At 65.8% G+C, this 13,375-nt stretch carries 13 protein-coding genes and 1 pseudogene; 7 read left to right on the top strand and 7 right to left on the bottom strand.

Going from position 1 to position 13,375, the window contains the following annotated elements; genetic code table 11:
* Positions 1 to 342: 342 nt before the first annotated feature.
* Positions 343 to 960: a hypothetical protein gene (locus tag EBMC1_RS00815; protein ID WP_003039148.1), complete on the top strand. Its 618-nt coding sequence runs from the start codon at positions 343 to 345 to the stop codon at positions 958 to 960.
* A 66-nt stretch (positions 961 to 1,026) separates the two neighbouring features.
* On the opposite strand, the gene EBMC1_RS00820 is transcribed toward EBMC1_RS00815, so the two are convergent.
* Positions 1,027 to 2,826 carry a sensor domain-containing diguanylate cyclase gene (locus tag EBMC1_RS00820; protein WP_040589098.1) on the bottom strand — a complete coding sequence of 600 codons (1,800 nt, stop codon included), beginning with the start codon at positions 2,824 to 2,826 and terminating at the stop codon, positions 1,027 to 1,029.
* A 91-nt stretch (positions 2,827 to 2,917) separates the two neighbouring features.
* Complete coding sequence (locus EBMC1_RS00825) at positions 2,918 to 3,538, bottom strand: TetR/AcrR family transcriptional regulator (RefSeq protein WP_003039152.1); 621 nt, start codon at positions 3,536 to 3,538, stop codon at positions 2,918 to 2,920.
* A gap of 51 nt (positions 3,539 to 3,589) precedes the next feature.
* Between EBMC1_RS00825 and EBMC1_RS00830 the strand changes: the two genes are divergently transcribed.
* The 3 genes from EBMC1_RS00830 to EBMC1_RS17670 all read left to right on the top strand — a co-directional run bounded on the left by EBMC1_RS00830 (position 3,590) and on the right by EBMC1_RS17670 (position 6,587).
* Positions 3,590 to 5,032, top strand: coding sequence for an 8'-apo-carotenoid 13,14-cleaving dioxygenase (locus tag EBMC1_RS00830; RefSeq protein WP_003039155.1), 1,443 nt, complete (start codon positions 3,590 to 3,592; stop codon positions 5,030 to 5,032).
* 60 nt (positions 5,033 to 5,092) lie between these two features.
* The gene (locus tag EBMC1_RS00835) at positions 5,093 to 5,419 is read left to right on the top strand and encodes a beta/gamma crystallin-related protein (protein WP_003039158.1); all 327 of its coding nucleotides are present in this window, start codon (positions 5,093 to 5,095) and stop codon (positions 5,417 to 5,419) included.
* Positions 5,420 to 5,570: 151 nt separating this feature from the next.
* Positions 5,571 to 6,587 (top strand): hypothetical protein, encoded by a 1,017-nt coding sequence (locus tag EBMC1_RS17670; RefSeq protein WP_051066286.1) that lies wholly within the window; start codon positions 5,571 to 5,573, stop codon positions 6,585 to 6,587.
* 138 nt (positions 6,588 to 6,725) lie between these two features.
* Here the strand turns inward: EBMC1_RS17670 and rplL are convergent, their stop codons facing one another.
* Both rplL and rplJ read right to left on the bottom strand, forming a co-directional pair.
* Positions 6,726 to 7,100, bottom strand: coding sequence for a 50S ribosomal protein L7/L12 (gene rplL / locus EBMC1_RS00845; RefSeq protein WP_003039166.1), 375 nt, complete (start codon positions 7,098 to 7,100; stop codon positions 6,726 to 6,728).
* A gap of 56 nt (positions 7,101 to 7,156) precedes the next feature.
* On the bottom strand, positions 7,157 to 7,672 hold the full coding sequence (gene rplJ / locus EBMC1_RS00850; protein WP_003039169.1) for a 50S ribosomal protein L10: 516 nt from the start codon (positions 7,670 to 7,672) through the stop codon (positions 7,157 to 7,159).
* A gap of 450 nt (positions 7,673 to 8,122) precedes the next feature.
* Between rplJ and EBMC1_RS00855 the strand changes: the two genes are divergently transcribed.
* Positions 8,123 to 8,689 carry a PadR family transcriptional regulator gene (locus EBMC1_RS00855; RefSeq protein WP_003039172.1) on the top strand — a complete coding sequence of 189 codons (567 nt, stop codon included), beginning with the start codon at positions 8,123 to 8,125 and terminating at the stop codon, positions 8,687 to 8,689.
* 11 nt (positions 8,690 to 8,700) lie between these two features.
* Positions 8,701 to 9,016, top strand: a pseudogene (locus EBMC1_RS00860) (DUF2218 domain-containing protein).
* A gap of 67 nt (positions 9,017 to 9,083) precedes the next feature.
* Here EBMC1_RS00860 and grxD read toward each other — a convergent pair.
* Genes grxD through EBMC1_RS00875 form a run of 3 tightly spaced genes read right to left on the bottom strand, consistent with a single transcriptional unit; the run spans position 9,084 to position 10,048 of the window.
* Positions 9,084 to 9,413 carry a Grx4 family monothiol glutaredoxin gene (grxD, locus tag EBMC1_RS00865; RefSeq protein ID WP_003039178.1) on the bottom strand — a complete coding sequence of 110 codons (330 nt, stop codon included), beginning with the start codon at positions 9,411 to 9,413 and terminating at the stop codon, positions 9,084 to 9,086.
* Between the two features lie 48 nt (positions 9,414 to 9,461).
* Positions 9,462 to 9,695 (bottom strand): BolA/IbaG family iron-sulfur metabolism protein, encoded by a 234-nt coding sequence (locus tag EBMC1_RS00870; protein ID WP_003039181.1) that lies wholly within the window; start codon positions 9,693 to 9,695, stop codon positions 9,462 to 9,464.
* 26 nt (positions 9,696 to 9,721) lie between these two features.
* A complete protein-coding gene (locus tag EBMC1_RS00875) occupies positions 9,722 to 10,048 on the bottom strand; it encodes a DUF1476 domain-containing protein (RefSeq protein WP_003039183.1) in 327 nt (108 codons plus the stop codon).
* Between the two features lie 215 nt (positions 10,049 to 10,263).
* Between EBMC1_RS00875 and EBMC1_RS00880 the strand changes: the two genes are divergently transcribed.
* Positions 10,264 to 13,374, top strand: coding sequence for a CHAT domain-containing protein (locus tag EBMC1_RS00880; protein ID WP_003039186.1), 3,111 nt, complete (start codon positions 10,264 to 10,266; stop codon positions 13,372 to 13,374).
* The last annotated feature ends 1 nt before the right edge of the window (position 13,375 follow it).

The following is a 13,375-nucleotide window of genomic DNA, read 5'->3' on the forward strand; positions in this document are numbered from 1 at the left end:
CGTTGCCGGTTTACCGCAGCTTTCCAACGCATCTCGAAATCCCGACCGCCCTATTCGTGCCGCCTGCCGCGCAAAGTCAGGCCGCTTCCCGGACGGAAAGGTGTGCGGCGGATATAGGATCGGGGTCGGCCGCTGTCAATTGGCGGACACCAAGATAGCATTTCCTATCGCATCCATCCGTTCCCTGACGTCGCTGCGGGGCGAATATTCCGTGCCTGTCGCGCGCCGCGGCTCGCTTCGTCCCGGCTCTGCCACGGTTCGGCAGCTTTGGCATGGCCTTCGCGTCGCCGGGTGCGTTCAAGGTCCATGTCAATCCAAAAACCACCAAGGAGAAAAGAAGCTATGCGCAAGATCGCAGGCATTGTCACGTCCCTCTCTCTCGGCCTCGCGATGGCCGCCGGCGCGCCGGCATTCGCGCAGAGCGCGCCCGCCGCGGCGCCGACCATCAATCTCGCACCCGGCACGACCGTCTATGATTCGGCCGGCAAGGCGATCGGCCCGATCGCCAGCGTTGCCGACCCGAATGTCGTCATCACGGTCGACGGCAAATCGGTCGCGCTTCCCAAGACGTCGTTCATGGAAACCGACAAGGGTCCGGCGATCACGCTGACCCTCGAACAGCTCACCGCCTGGCTCGACCAGCAGGCCGCCGCCGCCACCGCGGCGCTGAACGCCGCGCTCGTCCCCGGCGCCGACATCCGCAGCGCCAAGGGCACCGCTATCGTTGGCAAGGTCAAGGTTGTCGAAGCCGACGCCGTCGTGCTGACGACCGCCGAAGGCGACATGCGCTTGCCGAAGTCGGCTTTCTTCCAGTCGCAGCAGGGTCTGGCGACCAGCTTCACCGCCGAGCAGTTTGCGGCGGCGATTGCCGAAGCCAAGGCTGCTGCGCAGCCCGCGGCGACCGCCGAAGCGGCAGCCGATCCGGCGCCCGCGGAAGCGACGGCAAAAGAAGCCAACTGATCGCAGCGCGATTGGTTAAAGGTGGGCGCGAGGGACATCCCTCGCGCCCTTCTTTTTGTCCGCGGATCAGGCCGCCATGCGCAGCCGGTTGCGCCCTTCGCGCTTGGCGAGATAGAGCGCCTTGTCGGCGCGGTGCAGCAATTCCTCGACGCTGGCGTCGGCGGCATAGGCCGCGAGGCCGATGCTGATCGTGACATGCGCCGGGCCTTCGGCCTCGACATCGGCCTTTTCAATCGATGCCCGAATGCGCTCGGCGACCAGTTCCGCCGACCGGGCGCTCGGCCCCTGAAAGATGCACACAAATTCCTCGCCGCCATAGCGGCCGACGACATCCTCTTCGCGCAGCGTAGCCTTCGCGCGCTGCCCCACCCAGCGGATGACCTCGTCGCCCACTGCATGACCGTGACGATCGTTGATCTGCTTGAAATGATCGATGTCGAAAATCGCCACTGCGAGTTGCGTCCGGCCCTCGCCTGCCGCCAGCAAGGCACGATTGAGCAGCGCGAGTGTCGAGCGCCGGTTGGGCAGACCCGTGAGCATGTCGGTGTTCGCAGCTTCTTCGGCGATGCTGCGCGCGGCTTCCAGGCTGCGGGCGTTTTCGACCGTCGCGGTGACATCCTGCACCGTACCGAAAATGCCGATGCTGCGCCCGCCGCGCCCGCGCTCGATCGAACCGTGCGATTTGACATAGCGTATCGCGCCGTCGGCGCGGATGATCCGTCCCTGATATTCGAAGGGTTCGCCGGTGCGCACCGCCTCTTCCAATATCGTCCTCACCGCGGGCTGATCCTCTTCGACATATTGCTCGACGCTGGTCGTCACACTGACCGGCGCGCCGGGTTCGAGCCCGTGGATGCGATAGGTCTGGTCCGACCAGTGGATCGTCCAGCGCATCAGATCGACGCGCCAATGGCCCACCAGCGCAGCCGCTTCGGCCTGCACCAGCCAGCGATTGCTCTGCTCGAGCCGTTTGGCGAGCCGGCGCTGGACGACGAGCGATGCAGCGAGCGGCAGCGCGGTCGACTGAAGCGCCAGCAGATAGAATTGCAGGAAGAAGACCTGCTCCTTGACGCTGGCCTCCATCGCCGCGACCGGCCCGTGCCCCTGCCCGGTCAGCCAGGCCGCGATGCCGGCGATGATGAGCATGCCGGCCGCGGCGCCGAACGGACCGACGCGATAGGCGGCGACGATCACCGCGATGACCGGAAGGAATGTCGCCGGAAAGTGCGATTGTTCGAAGCTGACCGCGGTAATCAGCGCCGCAAGCGCGAGCACCGAGATCGCTTCGATCTTCATGCGCATGGTCGCATTGTCGAGCGCCTTCGACGCGACAAGCCGCGTCAGCATGATCAACGGCGGCGCCACGATCAGCATGCCGAGCGCCACGGTCGTCATCCACGAGAGGAAGAAGTCGAGGCCGATGCCGCCGAAAGCCAGCATCGTACCGCCCCCCGCGATCAAGGCACTGGCCATGCTGGCCACGATCACCGCAAGGCAGAAGCTGGCGACGGCGCGCGGCACCATGAACGAGAGGTCCTCGCCCTCGCGGCGGCGAACGATCCAGAAGGCGAGCCCCGCCTCGACCGAATTGGCGAGCGTGAAAATCGCCGCCATCAGGAAGGGCGCCCCGCTCAGCATGTTCGCGGCAAGGCTGGCCGCCGCTGCGGCGCCGATCGCCGCCGGTCGTGCGCGCCCCGGCATCAACAGCAGCAACGCCAGGAAATAGCCGCTCGGCGGCCAGATCGCGGCGATATTGTCCTCCCCCTTCGTCGCATGCAGCGACAGGCTGGCGAGCATGAAATAGCCAAGCGCCATCAGCAGCGACCAGAACGTCGCTTCTACTCGTGGGGGGAGTGTCCGCGTCATGCCCGTTATCTGGCAAAAACTGGAAAACAAATGGCTAACATCGCCACCTGTTTAGCCGGGAACGGGCGCGAAATCTCTGCAAATCATCGCGTTAGTCGAACCCGCCGAAAGTCATTGCGACGACCTGTTCGACCCGCGCTTCGTCCCATTCGATCCGGCGGTCGAGAATCAGCATTGCCAGCCCGTGCACCAATGACCAGGCGTGGAGCGCCGCGACGTCGGGCGCATCGAGCTGCGGCAGCGCCTGCGACACCCCGACGCGCAGCAGGTTGAAGGCGGTTTCGCCGCCATCGGTCCCCGCTTCGCGATAGCGTTCGGGCATCTGGCGCGTGAAGCTGAGCCGAAAGATAGCGGGGTCTTCGTGCGCAAAGCGGACATAGGCGATACCGATCGCAAGAAAGCCCGCCTTGCCGCCGCCCGCCTTGAGCCACGCCTGCGCCTGCAACGCCCCCAGCCGCCGCAATCCTTCGTCGGCCAGCGCGTCGAGCAGCGCCTCCTTGTCGGGGAAATGCCGGTAAAGCGCGGTCGCGCTGACGCCGACGTCGCGCGCCAGCGCGCGCAGGCCGAGTTCCGCATCGTCGCCCTCGGTCAGCCGCTTCATCCCGGCGGCGATCACCGCAGCGCGCAGGTCGCCATGATGATAGCCCTTGCCACGCGGCGTCGCCACCGCATCGACATTTTCCATGTTGACACTGTTATCTTCGTCGATCATGTTTGCACTGTAAACATCGCGAGTCGGTCGCGCAAGCGAAAGGAGAAGGGCATGGCGAGCAATATGGAAACGCTGATCCGCGGCGCGGTCACCAAAGGAATCGGCAAGGTCGCCGATTTCAACCGCAAGCGCCTGCCCCGCCCCACCGACGCGCATCCCTATCTGACCGGCATCCACAAACCGATGACCGAGGAATTGACGATCGAGGCCCTGCGCGTCGACGGGGACATTCCCGCGGCGCTTTCGGGGCGTTATCTGCGCAATGGCCCCAACCCGGCTCTCCCCCCCGATCCCGCGAGCTACCACTGGTTCACGGGCGCCGGCATGGTCCACGGGCTGCGCATCGGCGACGGCCAGGCGCACTGGTATCGCAACCGCTGGGTGCGCGGGACCGAGGCATGCGCAAAGCTCGGCGAGCCGATCCCCCCCGGCCCGCGCACCGACGGCTTCGATGCCCCCAACACCAATGTCGTCGGATTGGCGGGACGTACCTTTGCGATCGTCGAGGCGGGCGGCAAGCCCGTCGAACTCGACGATCAACTCGCGACGATCGCCCACAACCCCTTTGATGGCACGCTCGCCGGCCCCTATACGGCGCACCCGCATCATGACCCGCTCACCGGCGAGACGCATGCGATCACCTACCGCGGCGACGAAATGAACAAGGTCTGGCACGTCGTACTCGACGACAAAGCGCAGGTGATCCGCGAGGAAGCGGTTGCAGTGAGCGACGGTCCGTCGATCCACGACTGCGCCATCACCGAAAATTACGTGCTGGTGTTCGATCTGCCGGTCACCTTTTCGATGAAGTCGCTGCTTGCGGGCTATCGCTTTCCCTATGCGTGGAACGAAGCCCATCCCGCGCGGGTCGGCCTCCTCCCCAGGAAAGGCCGTGGCGACGAGGTGGTGTGGGTGCCGGTCGATCCCTGCTATGTCTTTCACCCCGCCAATGCGTTCGAAACCACCGACGGCAAGGTCATCGTCGATGTCGTCGCGCACGACACGATGTTCGCGCGCTCGAAGCGCGGCCCCGACAGCGAACGGTCGCGCATGGAACGCTGGACGATCGACCCGGTGGCGGGGACGACGACGCGCACGGTTCTGCACGATCATCCGCAGGAATTTCCGCGCTACGACGAGCGCCTGACCACCCGCCCCTATCGCTATATCTACAGCGTCGCCATCCCGGGCGGTGACGCGGTCGAAATGGCGATCGCCGATACCCGCCTCTTTCGTCACGATCTGGAAAAAGGCACGACCGAAGCCCGCAATTTCGGTGCGGGACGCCACCCCGGCGAGTTCGTCTTCGTGCCGCGCAGCGCCGCGGGCGCCGAAGATGACGGCTGGCTGATCGGCCTGGTGGTCGACATGAACAAGGAAACGAGCGAACTCGTCATCCTCAACGCCGACGATTTTGCCGGCACGCCGCAAGCGGTGATCCATCTGCCGCACCGGATCCCGCCCGGCTTTCACGGCAATTGGGTCGCCGATTAGGACGGCCAGCGGTTGACGCGGCGGAGTCATTTCCACATTGATTGGGGAAAGGAGACAGACATGAAGCACTTTGCAGCCGCGTTTGCCGTCTTGGCGTTCCTCTCGTCGCCCGTCGCGGCCGACGAGAATGCGAAGACGCTCAAAGGGACGCTCACCCTTTTCAAGGGTCAAAAGTTCGACGGCGAATCCTATCGCATCGCCAAAGATAATCCCAGCCTGGGGCATGATTTCCTTGTCGGCAGCATAGCCGTCTTTCCCGGCGACGTCTGGGAGGTATGCGATAAGCCTAAATACAAGGGCAACTGCCTGACCCTCTCGGCAGACGAAACCGGTATAGGCAAGGCAATGCTGCAGTCCGCGCGCTTGATCAAAGCCGCAGGAGATTAAGCAGAGAAGCGGCAAATGGTGCTTGTCGTACATGTAAAGACCAGCACTAGACGCCAAGATTCTTCGTCCAATCGCCGGGCCGCCACGGCTCGTCGTGAAAAGCGCTGTCATTTGGCAGCGCTTTTCACGCGCGGTTCGTTTTCCTTTCACTATGACGAAGAAGCTCCCCCTCCTCCGCCCTGCCACGAGCGCGATGGCCGCGTTCCTGGTCCTGTCCACCCCGGCCGCCTTTGCGCAGACCGCGCCGGCCGAAACCACGCCCCCCGCGATGGCGCCCGAACCCGTCGCGCCGCCGGTTGTGATGGTGCCACCGGTCGCCGCACCGGCTCCGCAGACGACGCAGGCTGCGACGCCCGCACCTGCGCCGGTCATCCGCGTGCCGCTCGACGTCGCGCCCCCAGCTACCGAAGCAACGCCGAAGGTGGCGGAACCGCAGGCGGAGGCCGCTCCTGCGCCGCGCGCCGAACGTCAGGCGAAAGCCGCACCGGCCGAGCGGACCCGCGAGCCCGCGGCCGCCCCGGCAAGCCCGGCAACCGAACCGGCCGCACCGACTAGCGCAACCGCATCGACGCTCGCCGAAGACAGCGCGCTGACGCCGCCGCTTGCGACGCCGGTCGCCGAACCCGCAGATCCTATGGTCGCACAGCGCGCCGACGCGGGCGGCGACGCCTTCCCCTGGGAAATCGCAGGCGGTGCCGCAGCGCTGCTACTCGCTGGCGGCGCAGCGTTCGCCTTGATGCGTCGCCGCCGCACCGACTTTACTGTCGAGGACAAGCGCTACGAAGACGTCGCCACCGCTCCGGCGCCCGAAGCCAATCGTGCGCCTGTCTTTACGGCCCCTCCCGCCAAGCCGCGTTCGACGCCCGCCTTTGCCACGGCGCCGCACGGCAGCATGGGCCGCCATGAGGCGCTGGCGATGGCCGGGCCGAGCGAAGACAATCCGTTCCTGACGCTCAAGAAGCGGCTGAAGCGCGCGCGCTTTTATGATCGCCGCGAACGGATGGATTATGATGCGCTGCTTGCCGGACAGAAGGACATGCGCCGTCAGCCCGCCAGCGCGTGGGATATCGCCCAGCGTCCCGAACCGGCCCCGGCGCAGCAGGAAGTGCATCGTCCGGACACCCGCCCCGCGCTCCCGGGCCTGCGCCCCGGTTTCGCCAAGGGCTGAGCCAGAGGCTGACCAGCCGCGCGCGTCCGGTTCGTTCGTCGCTCAAGGAAAAAGGGCGGCGCCGCAAGGCACCGCCCTTTTTCTTGTCGCCATGGTTCCGCCGGGAGCCGGCGGCAACCGCTGCGAACGACAGCGAACTTACTTGAGTTCGACGGTCGCGCCGGCAGCTTCCAGCTTCTTCTTGATGTCTTCGGCTTCGGCCTTGTTGACACCTTCCTTGACGGCCTTCGGCGCGCCTTCGACGAGCGCCTTGGCTTCGCCCAGGCCCAGGCCGGTGATCGCGCGGACTTCCTTGATGACGTTGATCTTCTGACCACCGTCGCCGGTCAGGACGACGTCGAATTCGTCCTTTTCTTCAGCAGCCGGAGCGCCAGCGCCAGCAGCCGGAGCGGCAACGGCGACAGCAGCGGCGGCCGAAACGCCCCACTTTTCTTCGAGCATCTTCGAAAGTTCAGCAGCTTCCAGAACGGTCAGCGCCGACAGGTCTTCAACGATCTTAGCAAGATCAGCCATTTTCATTCTCCATCAGAACCGGGATAGCCCGGTGAATTGGTAAGGGTAGGTAGGGTTTATGCCGCTTCCTTGGCGCCATAGGCACCAAAGACCCGCGCCAGCTGACCAGCCGGGGCTGCCGCAATCTGGGCAACCTTGGTGGCCGGAGCCTGAAGCAGGCCGATAAGCGTGCCGCGCAGCTCGTCGAGCGACGGCAGCGAAGCGAGCGCCTTCACGCCTTCCACGTCGAGGACCACATCCCCCATGCCGCCGCCAACGATTTCAAGCTTGTCGTTGGTCTTGGCAAATTCCACGGCGATCTTCGCAGCCGCCACCGCATCGGTGGAAGCGGCAATAGCCGTGGGACCGGTCAGATAATCGCTGATGCCGGTGTAGGGCGTGCCTTCGAGCGCGATCTTGGCCAGGCGGTTCTTCGCGACCTTGAAGCTCGCGCCCGCGTCGCGCATCTGCTGGCGAAGCACCGTCGACTGGGCGACGGTAAGACCAAGGTTGCGAACGATCACAACCGAAGCCGCATTCGACAGCGTAGCGTTCAGCGAGGATACGGCATCGGCTTTTTGAGCACGATCCATGCCTGTTTCTCCACTCTGTGCCCGGATGCGCGCAACAGGGCGCGCCGCCGGGCGGCTAACGAACGCAAAGGCCAGAAAGGACGCATCCCGTCTGTCCGTTGCGTGGCGATGTCCGATGGGGTCGGTCAAGCCGCGGGCGCCTGGATACAGGCGGGCGACCGAAAAAGACTGTTCCCCGTCTAGGCTGGAAATTAAGCGGAGCAAATCCCCCGCACCAACTGTCTCGGACGGAATTGCCAGGATCGGAACCCTGACAACACGGGGGCGCCTAATAGCGGCGAGCGGCCGCGAGTCAAGGGAAATAGCCGCTCCGGCCACAGAGCGCTCGCGCATAAAATCGCAAAACCCCTTGCGCAATTTTATTTAAGATATATCTTAGAGCTATCTAAACACAGTCTGAAGGATAAAGACATGCACTTTCATGGACATAGAGGCGATCGCGGATGCGGCATGCGCCATGGCATGCGACACGGCGGGCGCGGATTCGGACCCGGCTTCGGCCGCGGGCGCGGCTTTGGCGGCCGTCACGGCCACGATGACGAGGGCCGCGGCCGGCGTCGCCGGATGTTCGACAGCGGCGAACTGCGCCTCGTCCTGTTGCGGCTGATCGCCGACGAACCGCGCCACGGCTACGACCTGATCCGGCGGATCGAGGAACTGACGGGCGGCGCCTACGCGCCCAGCCCCGGCGTGATCTACCCTACCCTCACCTTGCTCGACGACATGGGCCAGATTGCCGCTGCCGACAGCGAGGGCGCCAAGAAGCTCTTCGCGATCACGCCGGAGGGTCAGGCCGAACTCGACGCCAATGCCGCGCTCGTCGACGAACTGCTGGCGCGGCTGGCGGAAGTCGGCGATGAGCAGCAGCGCACCGACAGCGCTTCAGTGCGCCGGGCGATGGGCAATTTGCGTGCCGTATTGATGAACCGGCTGCGCGACCGCGAGCTCGACGAAGCCACGCTCCACGAGATTGTGGCGCGGATCGACGAAGCGGCACAGAAGATCGAGCGGCTTTGATGGAGGCTCAGATGACCCATACCGCCACCGCGCAGGTCCCCACGGCGCATGCGAGCAAATATCTGCAGCAGCTTTGCAAGCATTGGCAGCATAATCTGGCGGTCGCCTTCACCGCCGATCACGGCACCGTCACCTTTCCGCGCGACGCGCGCGGAGCGGACTGGCCCGGCGACGGGCTGGTCACCTTCGACGCCGGCGAAGCCGCGCTGTCGGTTCGCATCGATGCGAGCGCCGAAGGCCAGCTCGAGGCACTGGAAGGGCGCGGTCGCGCGTCATCTCGACCGCTTCGCCTTTCGCGAAGCGCCGCTGCGTGTCGACTGGCAATAGGCAAGGTCGAGCCGGGCGCGCGGTCTATACCGCCGGCCCGGCCGGTCAGCCGATGGTCTGCGTCATGTCAGTCGGCGCGCGCGGGAAGACCGTTGACGAGCTGATGCAGCTCACCGGCTTCCCACATTTCCATCATGATATCGCTGCCGCCGACGAATTCGCCCTTCACATAGAGCTGGGGGATCGTCGGCCAGTCCGAAAATTCCTTGATGCCCTGCCGGATTTCCATGTCCTGCAGCACATCGACGCTGGCATATTCGACGCCAAGCCGGTCGAGCATCGCAATGGCGCGCGACGAAAAGCCGCACTGCGGGAAAAGCGGCGTGCCCTTCATGAAGAGCAGGACGGGATTGTCGGCGACCAGCTTGGCAATGCGGTCGTGAGTGGCTTCGGTCATAACAGGTCTCCGGCACGGGCGCGGGCGCGCCGCATTGGGGTCATACCCCTATGAAGGGATGGCGGTGGTCAATTGCAAGGCGTGAAGTTCGCCGCCCATGCGCCCGCCGAGCGCGGCATAGACCGCCTTGTGCTGCGCGACGCGGCTCAACCCGCGAAAGGATTCGCTGACGATATGCGCCGCATAATGATCATTGTCGCCGGCAAGATCGGTGATCGTCACCTCCGCGTCGGGAAGCGCCGCCTCGATCATCGCCCGCAAATGGGATTCGCGCATGCCCATGCCGGATGTCCTGCCCGATTCCGCGATCAGTTCTGCGTGTCGATGAACTGGCGGCGCGCCTCGGCCGTCTTTTCGTTGAGCATCGAGCGGATTTCGGCGTCGCTGATCTCGACCGCGGCGGCGGTCAGGTCGCCAGCCAGCTTGCGGATCACATCCTCGTCGCCGGCTTCCTCGAAATCTGCCTGCACGACCGCCTTGGCATAGGCGTCGGTTTCCTCGGGCGTCAGCCCCATGCGCTCGGCGGCCCATTCGCCGAGCAGGCGATTGCGGCGTGCGGTGATGCGGAACTGCACCTCCTGGTCGCGGGCGAACTTCGCCTCGAAAGCCCGTTCACGATCGTCGAATCCGCTCATTTCACCCTCTTTTGGAAATTGACCCTGTCGGGATGGCAGATAGGTGGCCGCGCCCCGGCGCGCAAGCCGCCTGTGCGGCAGATCACTTCCCTTTTCGCCACAAGGGGTTTAGGGTCCGCCGCAACGGGAATGGGTCGTACCGCAGCAACAGACTGCGCCTTGCCGCCAACCAGATGGCCAGGTGCCCGATGCCGTGACCCTGGGGGAATATCGTGATGACCGTACGACCTGCGTTTCGCCTGTCCTTGCTGGCGCTGCTCGCCGCATCGGCGCCTGTCCCGGCCTGGGCGCAAGGCGAAGACCCGACGCTCCGCGACAGCTTTTCGATCGGCAGCCAGGGCGGCTCGCTGTGCGAAGTGCAGGCGACGGTCCGCGACGCCGTCGTCAAGGGCATGTTCGACCGCGCCTGGGTGATCGTCTGCCGCGACGCGAGCCAGCCCGTCGGTTATATCCGCGCGCTGCGTGCCAGCGAAGCCGACGCGGTGCAGCGGCTGGCGGCGGCGCGCGATCCCAACATTGCCTGCGGCGCCGACGGTCGCTGCACGATCAAGGGCAGCAGCGTCGAATGGGCGAGCCGCATCGAAATGGACGGCGCGACCGCCTACACCGCCGAAGGCTTTGCCGCTTATGGCGACGCGCTGACGCTCGCGCTCCAGTCGATCCGCCAGCACAAGGTCGCACCGGGCGTCATCAAGGTCGCGACCACATCGGTTGGCGGCGGCGACGAAGGCTTCGCGCGCACGCTCGCCGGGACGATCGACCTCGACCGGGCGCTCGCCGAAGGCTATCGCCGCAACCACAGCGGCGACTATGCCGAAGCGGCCGAATTTTTCGAATCGCTGTCGCGCCGCACCGCGAACGATGCCTCCACCGGCGACATTGATCCGAGCGAATTCACGCTTAACCGCGCGCTTCAGAAATCGAACCTCGGCGAATTTGCCGAAGCCGCGCGCCTGTTCGCCGAAGTCGATGCGATCCCGACGAGCGACCCGGTGCAATTGCGGCTGCGGCGCAATTTTCAGGCGATCGATGCGCTCAACCAGCGCGACTATGCGCGCGCCGCCGAAATCCTGCAGCGTCCGGTGCCGCCGACCACCGCGTCGATCGAAACCGCCGACGGCAGCGTCACGCTGACCCCTGCGATCACCGCGGGGGTCAACAGCGGCAGCAACGCCCGCGCCATCCGCCAGACATCGGACAGCGAGCGTCTGAGCCCGCTCGAGCGCGCGCAGATCATCGACGCACAGGCGACGCATCTGCTCGGCACCGTCGATCGCCTCCGCGGCGATGCGAAGACCGCCAAGCAGCTCCAGCTCAAGGGTCTGACCGACGCGCTGGCCGTGCGGCAGGGGCGTGTCACTTCGATCGTCCGGCTGCGTTCGCAGATGCTCGGCGAGCTTGCGCTGACCGAAGAGGCACTGGGCGACATGGGCGCGGCGGATGCGCGCTTCCGCGAATCGGTCGATGCGCTCGCGATCGAATATCCCGAAACCAATGCGCTCGCTTCGGCCCGCGCGCGCTACGCCGCCTTCCTGACCCGCCAGGGCCGCGACGACGAGGCTCTCGCCCTCTATCACGCGGTGGTAAAGGCGCTCGCCGACACGCAGCGGTCGTCGACCGGCATGGCGAATATCATGGCGCCCTATTACCGCCTGCTTGCGGCACGCGCGCCGACCGATCCCGCCGCCGTCGCCGATTTCTTCGTCGCCAGCCAGCTCCAGGTTCGTCCCGGCGTCGCCGATACGCAGGCCGTGCTGGCGCGCGAATTGTCGGGCGGCGACGGCGACGGCGCCCGGCTGTTCCGTCAGGCGACGACGCTCAATCGCGACATCGAACGCGCGCGGATCGAGGAAGCTCGCCTGATCCAGCTCCCCGCGACCGGCGAGGTCGCCGCACGGCTCACCGACGTGAAAACACAGATCGACAATCTGTCGTTCCAGCAGGCCGAAACCGTCGCCAAACTGTCGGCGTTCCCGCAATATCGCGTCGTATCGTCGGGCAAGCTCGATCTCGGCGAATTGCAGCAGGTACTGCGCCCCGACGAAGCCTATCTGAAGATGCTCGTCGTCGGCGACGCTGTCTATGCGATGCTGATCGAGCCGGGCAATGCCCAGCTCTGGCGCGCCGACATCGACGCCGACGGCCTAGAAAACGCCGTCGATGCGATCCGCTCGACGATTTCCACGGTCGAAAACGGGCGCCGCGTCACTTATCCGTTCGACGCGGCCACCGCGCGCAAACTCTATGTCCAGCTGTTCGGCCCGGCCGCTGATCACCTGCCGGCGGTCAAGCACCTTGTCTTCGAACCCGATGGCGCGATGCTGAAACTTCCCGTCAACCTGCTCATCACCTCCGACACCGGGCTCGCCGCCTATGAACAGCGGGTCAATGATCCCGCCGCCGACCCCTTCGACATGCGCGGCATCGCCTGGCTCGGTCGCTCGACCCGGCCGAGCACCGCGGTATCGGCGCTCGCTTTTCGCAACGCGCGCCAGGCGCCGCCATCGACCGCGCGGCGGCAATATTTCGGGCTTGGCGAAAATCTGCCGCTCGCCGGCGGTGTCCTGCCCTCACTCGGCATCCGAGGCGCGGCGAGCGACAGCGTCGATGGCACCTGCCAGTGGAGCGCCTCGCAATGGGCACGTCCGATCTCGGCCGCCGAACTCGTGACCGCAAGCAGCACCATCGGGCGCGACAGCTCGACCCTGCTCACCGGCGGCGCCTTCACCGATACCGCGGTCAAGGAGCGCGGCGACCTTAGCGACTATCGCATCATCCATTTTGCAACCCACGGCCTCGTCACCGCGCCGAAGCCGTCATGCCCGGCGCGCCCCGCCCTCGTCACCTCGTTCGGCGACAAGGATTCGGACGGCCTGCTCACCTTCCAGGAAATCTTCGACCTGAAACTCGACGCCGACCTGGTGATCCTGTCGGCGTGCGATACCGCGGGCGCCGCCTCGGTCGCCGCAACGCGCGAAGCCGGCGTCGCCAGCGGCGGCGGCAGTGCGCTCGACGGTCTCGTCCGATCGTTCATCGGCGCCGGTGGGCGTTCGGTCATCGCAAGCCACTGGCCGGCGCCCGACGATTTCGACGCGACCAGGCGGCTGATCGGCGGCCTGTTCGCGGCCCCTCATGGCGAAAGCGTCGCCGATGCGCTGTGGACGACGCAAAGCCAGCTGATGAACGACCAGCAAACCTCGCATCCCTATTATTGGGCCGGGTTCGCCATCATCGGCGATGGTGCGCAGCCGCTGCTGCACGGCCTCCCCACGACGACCGCAGCCGCCCCCGCCACCGGAGTTTCGACCCGACGCGCGGCGCGCTGAA

This window comes from Sphingopyxis sp. MC1 (assembly GCF_000371385.1).
Taxonomy (GTDB): Bacteria; Pseudomonadota; Alphaproteobacteria; order Sphingomonadales; family Sphingomonadaceae; genus Sphingopyxis; species Sphingopyxis terrae.